General features: G+C 59.0%; 4 protein-coding genes and 2 tRNA genes. All 6 read right to left on the bottom strand.

Annotated features, from left to right (window positions below; translation table 11 throughout):
* A partial coding sequence (feoB, locus tag QZ302_RS07195) for a ferrous iron transport protein B (RefSeq protein WP_294594025.1) occupies positions 1-2244 on the bottom strand: 2244 nt, incomplete at its 3' end.
* 252 nt (positions 2245-2496) lie between these two features.
* Positions 2497-2569 (bottom strand) — tRNA-Gly (locus QZ302_RS07200).
* A 392-nt stretch (positions 2570-2961) separates the two neighbouring features.
* A tRNA-Tyr gene (locus tag QZ302_RS07205) sits at positions 2962-3043 on the bottom strand.
* A 120-nt stretch (positions 3044-3163) separates the two neighbouring features.
* The gene (gene ftsZ / locus QZ302_RS07210) at positions 3164-4831 is read right to left on the bottom strand and encodes a cell division protein FtsZ (protein ID WP_294594026.1); all 1668 of its coding nucleotides are present in this window, start codon (positions 4829-4831) and stop codon (positions 3164-3166) included.
* A 26-nt stretch (positions 4832-4857) separates the two neighbouring features.
* A complete protein-coding gene (ftsA, locus tag QZ302_RS07215) occupies positions 4858-6396 on the bottom strand; it encodes a cell division protein FtsA (protein ID WP_294594027.1) in 1539 nt (512 codons plus the stop codon).
* 61 nt (positions 6397-6457) lie between these two features.
* The gene (locus QZ302_RS07220) at positions 6458-7279 is read right to left on the bottom strand and encodes a hypothetical protein (protein ID WP_294594028.1); all 822 of its coding nucleotides are present in this window, start codon (positions 7277-7279) and stop codon (positions 6458-6460) included.
* Positions 7280-8190 lie beyond the last annotated feature (911 nt).

Consider the following 8190-nt stretch of genomic DNA (forward strand, 5'->3'; position numbering starts at 1 on the left):
CGCCCGGGACCGGGGATTGCGCCACCGCCAGGACGCCCGCCACACCTCCTCGCCGCCGCCAGCCGCACCACCCGTTACCGCGACCTCCGCCGGACGGTTCAACACCGCCATCGTACTCACCACAATCTCCTTCGCCGCCAGACCGCTCAACAGACTTACCCCGATCTTCCAGTCGAAACCCAACGGCCGCATCGCCGGCTCCACGGCATGCCCCAACCGCCCGATATAGGAGTGTTCGGCCTGCCATTCCGCCAGCTCCGACGGCGCAAGAGCCGCCTCCTGCTCCGCCGTCGGCCTCGGATAGTGTCCCAACGCCCAAATCAACACCGAAGCCACCAGAATCACCGTCCCCATCTTTCGCAAATACTGCGACCCCTTATTCCACATATGCCGCACGACACTGCGCGCCGTCGGAATCCGATACGGCGGCAACTCCATCACGAAAGGCGCCTCGGCCCGATGGAACAGCAACCGTTTGAGCACCACCGACGAAAGAACAGCCACCCCGATCCCGATCACATAGATCGACATCAGCACCAGCCCCTGCCCCGTCGGGAAAAAAGCCGAAATCAGCAACACATAGACCGGCAACCGGGCCGAACACGACATAAACGGCAGAATCAGCATCGTCAGTATGCGATCTTTGCGACTCTCCAGAGTCCGCGTAGCCATAATCGCCGGCACGTTGCACCCGAACCCCATCAGAAGCGGGATGAACGACTTGCCGTGCAGCCCGATCCGGTGCATGAAACGATCCATCAGGAAAGCCGTCCGAGCCATATAGCCCGTATCCTCCATCAGCGAGATGAAGAAGAAGAGAATCAGTATGTTGGGCAAAAAGACGATCACGCCCCCCACCCCGCCGATCACCCCGTCCACCAGCAACTCGCGCAGCGGCCCCTCGGCCATCGCGCCGGAGACCCAGCCGCCGAGCCACTCCACCCCGCTCTCCATCCATCCGGCCGGAATGCCGCCCAGCGTAAACGTCGCCTCGAACATCAGCCACATCAGCAGAAAAAAGATCGGAAACCCCCAGAAACGGTGGGTCATAATGCGGTCGATCCGCGTCGCCTTCCGGTTTTTATCCCCCGTCCCGGGCACGAAAGTCTCCTCCAGCGCCCCCGCGATAAAACCGTACCGCGCATCGGCCACCACCGTCTCGACCGAATCGTTGTAGAGTCGCTCCAAACGGGCCGTTTCCCGCTCGACCGCCTGACGAATCTCATCGAAATTGGCCACTCCGTCCAGCAGGGAAAGGGTCTCGCGATCGCCCTCCAACAGTTTGATAGCCAGGTAACGCGACGAATAGCGCGCCACGATGTCGCAATTCTGCCAAATCAGGCTCTGAAGCGCCCGAATGCTGCACTCGATCTCCTCGCCGTAGTGGACATGGATGTGACGCACCATCGGCTCGTTGTCCTCGAAAACGGCGATGACGCGGTCGAACAGGGCGTCGATCCCCTCGCCTTTCGACGCCACGGTGGGCACGATCGGAATCCCGATCATCCGCCCCAAAGCCTCGTAATCGAACCGCGCTCCGCTCCGCTCCAGCTCGTCGTACATGTTCAGGGCGATCACCACCTTGAGGTTCATGTCGATCAGCTGGGTGGTCAGAAAGAGGTTGCGCTCCAGATTCGAAGCGTCGACGACGTTGATCACCACGTCGGGCATCTGCTCCAGGATGTGCCGCCGCACGTAGAGCTCTTCGGGGGTGTATTCGGTGATGGAGTAGGTTCCGGGCAGATCGGACAGGCGGAGCGTATACCCGGCCTGCCGGGCGGTCGCCTCTTTGGCTTCGACGGTCACGCCGCTGTAGTTTCCGACGCGTTCGTGCGAGCCGCTGGCGAGATTGAAAAGCGAGGTTTTTCCGCAATTGGGATTGCCGACCAGGGCGACCTGGATGGTTCGTCCGGCTTCGTGGAGGAAGCGGTTGGCGATCTCGTCGGTCTGCAAGATCTGAGCAAGGGCTGTCCCACCGGCGGAGGCGGTCGAGGCGTCGGGAGCGGTCGAGATTTCGATTCGCTCGGCTTCGCTGCGGCGCAGGGCGATATGATACCCCATGATCTCGTATTCGACGGGATCCATCAACGGGGCGTTCTTAATGACGGTCACCCGTTTGCCGCGCACGAAGCCCATCTCGGCGATGCGCTTGCGGAACGAGCCGTGACCGCGGACTTTGACGATGACGCCGCTCTCGGAGGTGGAGAGCTCCGACAGGGGGCGACAAATCGATTCGTTTTCCATATGGGTCGATAGCGAGGAGCAAAGATAACGATTTCCTCTCCTCTTCGGGATACAAATTTAGGGGATGCGCGGCTGGGTATAGATCCCTTTTTCTGGGGAGATCGGGAGTTAAACATCCCTCTTTCGGGGGATTCGGGGAGAGGTAGTCGGGTTTTCCTTCAGCCGGGAAAGCGCATGACCGCCTCGGCACTTTTTTCCGCGCGGATACAAAAAAGAGAGGCAGATGCTTTTATCGCATCTGTCTCTCTCCGGAGCGGAAGACGAGGTTCGAACTCGCGACCCTCAGCTTGGGAAGCTGATGCTCTACCAACTGAGCTACTTCCGCTTATTTTTTCAACGCTGCAAAGATAACGTTTTTCCGGTTACGAACAAATCTTCCGGAGATTTTATCATTTGCTTTCTTTTGCCGATGTTAGACGGAGAGGATGACGTCGTTTTTAATACGTGACCTCTTTCATTTTGCGGAGAGGATTACGTCGCTGGTGCGCCGTGATCATTGCCTCCGTTTACCCCTGAGATGGATTACGTCACTGGCGTGCCGTGATCCATTGCCTCCCGGCGGGACCCCTACAATAAAACTCTATCGCCGGCAACCTCATGAACTGCGTTCATTTTTGGTTTTCCGCCAGCCCTCGCCTTGCAAGCGAGCTTGCGGCGAGACTGTCTGCAAACCAGAGCCTGACGGCTGAACGGTTCGCCGGATGATAAACTTTTTTGTGGGCGGAGATGGATTCGAACCACCGAAGTCGAAGACAGCAGATTTACAGTCTGCCCCATTTGGCCACTCTGGTATCCGCCCGAAAGGAAGTCGTTCATCGAACGACGATCGGCATTGCATTCAAAGAGAAAAGCCCTCTTCTGCCGAATGCGGTGCAAAGGTGTGCAAAATTTCCGGATTTTCCAACACCGTGTCCGAAAATCAATCGAACAAATGGTGTCCCCCATCCGCAGCCCCTCCGCCGCGCGAATGAGAACCGCCCGAACCGCCCTCGTTTTTCAACGTCTCACGCGACACCTTCCCCCCCGCCGGAGCCCCCCCGGCGTAAATCTTCATCCGACGACGAATGTAGGCGGGAATATTTTCGATCTGTTCCTCTGTCAATGCGGTGATATCGTCATCGTCCGCCCGCTGCGGTTCCGGAGCAACAGGCTCCACCACGGTCTCCACGGCCTGCACCACCTGAACCGGAGGGGTAACCTCAACCACCGGCACAGGCGCAGGCACCGGCACAGGCTCTACCGCTGCAATCGGCGTTTCCGTCATCGGCGTGTCGACTACCGGTTGCCGCTCTTCGGCCACCATTTCGCGCTCCCGCTCTGCGATCGACACCGAAGGACGGTCATAAGCGGTATGGCTCGCCGCGAACTGCGGTTCGCTCCGGTCATGGGTCACGACGGAAAAATCGTCTCCCTCGTCTCCCGATCCCGCCTTGGCTTTCTTGTCTGCCCGCCCGGAAAAACCGGCACCGCCCTCCTGATCGATCAGCGAGATGGTCTCCCGCTTGGGCCCTTCGTTCTGTCCGGCCAAAGGCCGACCCGTCCCCATACCGTTCCGACGGGCGTTCGGATCACGCCCGACGACTTCGGCATACCGTTCGCGAATGGCCGGAATACTGTCGATGTCGAACCCGGTGGCGATCACGGTGATCCGGATGTCGTCGCCCAAAGATTCATCGGTGCCGGCCCCCCAGATCAGGTCGGTGGAGTTGTCGTTCCCCGTCCGCTCCTGCATGAACTGGGTAATCTGATAGGTCTCGGTCAAGGTGACCTCTTTGTTGCCGGAGGTGATATTCAGGAGGACGTTCTTGGCGCCCGAAATATCTTTGTGGTTGAGCAAGGGCGAGCTCATAGCCGCTTCGGCCACCTCTCTGGCACGATTTTCGCCGCTCCCGCGCGCAGAGCCCATCAAGGCGATGCCGCTGTCTTTCATGACGGTCTGCACGTCGGCAAAGTCGACGTTGACGCGATATTCCTGGGTGATAATTTCGGCGATACTCTTCGCTGCGGTAGCCAGAATATCGTCCGCTTTGCCGAAAGCCTCGGATAAGGTGAGTTCGCCGTAAATTTCATGGATATTCTCGTTGTTCACCACGAGCAACGAGTCTACATTGTGTCTGATCTCTTCGATCCCGTCGATCGCCTGCAAAATCCGGCGCCGTCCTTCGGTCTTAAAGGGAATGGTGACGATGGCGACGGTCAATATCCCCATCTCCTTCGCCGCCTTGGCAATCACCGGCGCAGCGCCTGTCCCTGTCCCGCCGCCCATCCCGGCGGTGACGAAGACCATCTTGATGTTCTTCTCGCGAAAGACTTCCCGAATCTCTTCGATGCTCTCTTCGGCAGCAGCGCGTCCGCGTTCGGGCTTATTCCCCGCCCCCAGCCCCTCGGTGAGGGTCTCTCCGAGCCGAATCTGGGTAGGAATCGGGCTCCGTCCCAAGGCCTGCCGGTCGGTGTTGCAGACCATGAACGAGACGTCCGTAATCCCGAGTTTGTACATGTGGTTCACGGCATTGCTCCCCCCGCCGCCAACCCCCACGACCATGATAATGGACGAGCTGACCGGTTCTATATCTACGAATTCAACCATTTTGCCTGCTGGTGATAAAATCGGTATCAATAACTGTCGTCGTCGACCTCTTCGTCAGTGAACATTCCGCCGAACCAACGTTTCACGCGTTCGGAGAGTTTAGGTCTCCGGAGGCGCAACTCCTCTTCCGGATAGTCGTCCAGATACTCCTCGTCGCCGTCCATCCCGTACGAATCCGGTTCATATCCCCTTTCCTGCTGCCCCCCCTCATAGGAGTCGGCCTCAGGCGTATAAGAAGAATCATATCCTCCCCCCGCAACAGCCGTATTCCCCGAAGCCATCGCCCGCCCGTTCTGTTGTCCGGCCGGCGTATGGTAGTAGTCCTCGTCTCCCGCCGCAGCTCCCGCGTTTTGAGGCTCTCCCGCCGCCTGCGCCGGTTCGGCGGCATCGATCTCGGTATAGTTTCCTTTCCGCACGGCATCGAGCACGATCCCGGTCAAAGTGGAGTATTTCGGCGCCGAAACGAGTTCCACCGAATCCGCCGCCACGTAGGTAACCGGCTGAGCAATGCGCACATCCATTCCGGTGTGCATTTTGAAGAGGAGGTCGAGGTTTTTCAAATTGGCTCCCCCGCCGGTCAGCACGATCCCTGCCCCCAACCGTCCCTTGAATCCGCACCGTTCGATCTCGATCTTCACGTAGTCGATGATGTCGTACATCCGGGCTTCGATAATCCCGGCCAGGGTCTTCACGGCGATCTCTTTCGGCGCCTGCCCGTTGACGCTGGGGATATTGATGTACTTGTCGCCCGGCGTCCGCTCGGCCACGGCCTCGCCGAACGAGGTCTTGAGTTTTTCGACGTACCGTTCCAAAATCCCGTAGGCGCGAATATCTTTGTTGATGATATTCCCGCCGATCGGAATCACGGCCAGATGCCGGATCACTTTGTCATAATACACGCAGATATCGGTCGTCCCCCCGCCGATATCCACCACGGCCACTCCGAGTTCCTTTTCGTCGTCGCTCAGCACGGCTTCGGCCGAAGCGAGCGGCTGCAAGACAATCCCGGCCAAATTGAGCCCCACGCGTTGAAAGCACCGTCTGATCCGTTCGATAGCGGTCTCTTCGCCGATAATGACGTTGAACTTGGCCTCCAGCTTGCGCCCCTCCATCCCCACGGGTTCGCTGATGTCGTCTTCGCCGTCCAGAATATACGACTGGGGCAGAATGCTGATGATGGTTTTCCCCGCCGGCAAAGATGCGTTGCGCTGGTCTTCGATGAGCCGTTCGACGTCCGTGCGCCTTACTTCGGTCACTCCGGCGTCGGTCATGTTCTGCACGGTAACGTATCCCTGTGTCCGATTGCACTGGATATGCTGCCCCGAAACACCCACATAGGCTTCGCGCACGATAATCCCAAGTTCCTGTTCGAGCCGGTTTTTCACCTCTCTCAGCACTTGCGAAGCCTGCTCTATATTTTTCAGATCGCCTTTCATCACGCCGTTGGAGGCGACCTCCTTGAGCGCGACGATTTCGATCTTGTTTTTTTCCGCTTTGCGTCCGACGGCCATCACCACTTTCGTGGTGCCCAGATCGACCGCTGCAACGTATTCGTTATTATCCATATATCTCGTGTGTGCTCTTCGTTCGTTCGGTATGCGCTCTCCTGCGGCGAAAGCCGGCGGCCTAACGTGCGGCCGGGCGGATGGAGTCGCCCGCTTCCACCGTCCCGGGAGGAGGGTCGGGCACCGGATTTTTGCTCACGACCTGCCCCCGAAAGCGGAGGTCGATTTCGGTGGCCGACCGCCACCATCCGTCGGCAAAGGAGCGGCGATAGAACCGGGAGAGTTTCCCGAGCCGCCGGGCGACGGCAACGGAGTCGCCGACTTCGCCGAAGCGGATCACCTGACGTCCCACGCGTGGCAATAATCGTACCTCATTTCCGTCGTAGTAGATCTGAGCGGTCAAGGCGTCCAAAAACGGGTCGGTATCTACCTGACGGACAAAGTTAAGGAGATTATGCAACAATTCCCGCTCTGCGGGGAACTTTTTTTCATCCAAACGACCGAAATAGTCGGTCGGGAAACCGAAGGTCAGACGTCCGCTCACCACGGGCACGTCGGCGATATAGTCGCTCTGGGAGGGAAGGAGCACCAGGTCGTCGTCCACATAGAAGTTGTGTCCGGATTCGCTCACCACGCGCATGACAGGTTTCCGCTGGCCGAGGGTGATGTGGAGCTGGCCGTCGATGGCGGTATAGGCTTCGGCCCAGGCGACGAATTCGTGGGCTTCGACGAGGCGTTCGATGGCATAGACATCGACACCGCGCAACCCCATGCCGATAACGCGTATAGAGCTGTCGGCCAGCCATCTGCGTACGATTTCAGGGGTAACGAAGGCGAGTTCGGCGCTGTCGCGAACGACGATGTCGATGCCGGTGCATTTGAGTTCTCTTTCGCGCACGGTGCAGTAGCGGGCGGCTACGATGCCGTAGGCTATGAGTAGCACGAGTAGCAGTATATGTCCTATTTTCCGTCTTTTCGAGGACATTTCGATCGGTTTTCGATAAGTTTTCTCCCGGTGGGTGTGCGCTTTTTCGAGGGGCAGGGTTCCAGAGTGTTTTGGCGTCCGCCCCGGGCTACCGCGACTCGTACTCGGGCGGGCCGGTAAAGGTCGGCAACGGCGGGTATAGCTGGTCGTCCGCTATCGGTAGAACGAACGGGGTGTTTTTGGACTTCTATGCACAGCATCTCAGTCCCAACAGTGTGGGTAATCGTGGCCACGGTCTTCAGTTGCGTTGCCTCTCGGAATAAACGGGGGCGCGTGCCCGCGGGGGGCAATGGGCTGGAACTACTCTAATAAAAACAGCATCTCCCCTTGTTCTAAATCCCTGCGGTTTGAAGAACCGCCCGGGCCGGAGCTACCCCCGCAGAGAGTCGCACAATGCCTTCTAGCCTCTACCCCAACAACCAGCCACTCCTATTAAAGTTAAAATCCTGCGGCTCGCAGAGCCGCCCGGGCCGGAGCCACCCCAGGCGTAGGCCTGCAACGTCGCGGAGCTCGTTTCCGGCCACGCTGGCTCCGACCCGTTCCGCTAAACTACCCTATCAGGGGATTACCTATTCGCCCTGAACAAAGCGAGTCGGACGCCCGGGAGGAACAGCAACTCTCGACGCGCAAGCGGCGTGTTGCGGGCCGCCCGTGGGCAGGCATCCGGCCCGCGCGACTCTGCGAGTCGCAAGAGCATAATCTATTCGTCCTTAGCGCCTATTTCGTTCTTAGCCTAAGTTCGCCGCCAGCGGAGGCGCAACGAAGCGCAACCAAGCCTGAGAAAATGCAAGTACTTTAGCGGGTCGAAGCCTGCGGGGCATAAAACGAGCATGGCGAGTTGCGGGCCTCCGCGATCGGAGGCTTCGGCC

The organism is uncultured Rikenella sp., assembly GCF_910579375.1.
GTDB lineage: Bacteria > Bacteroidota > Bacteroidia > Bacteroidales > Rikenellaceae > Rikenella.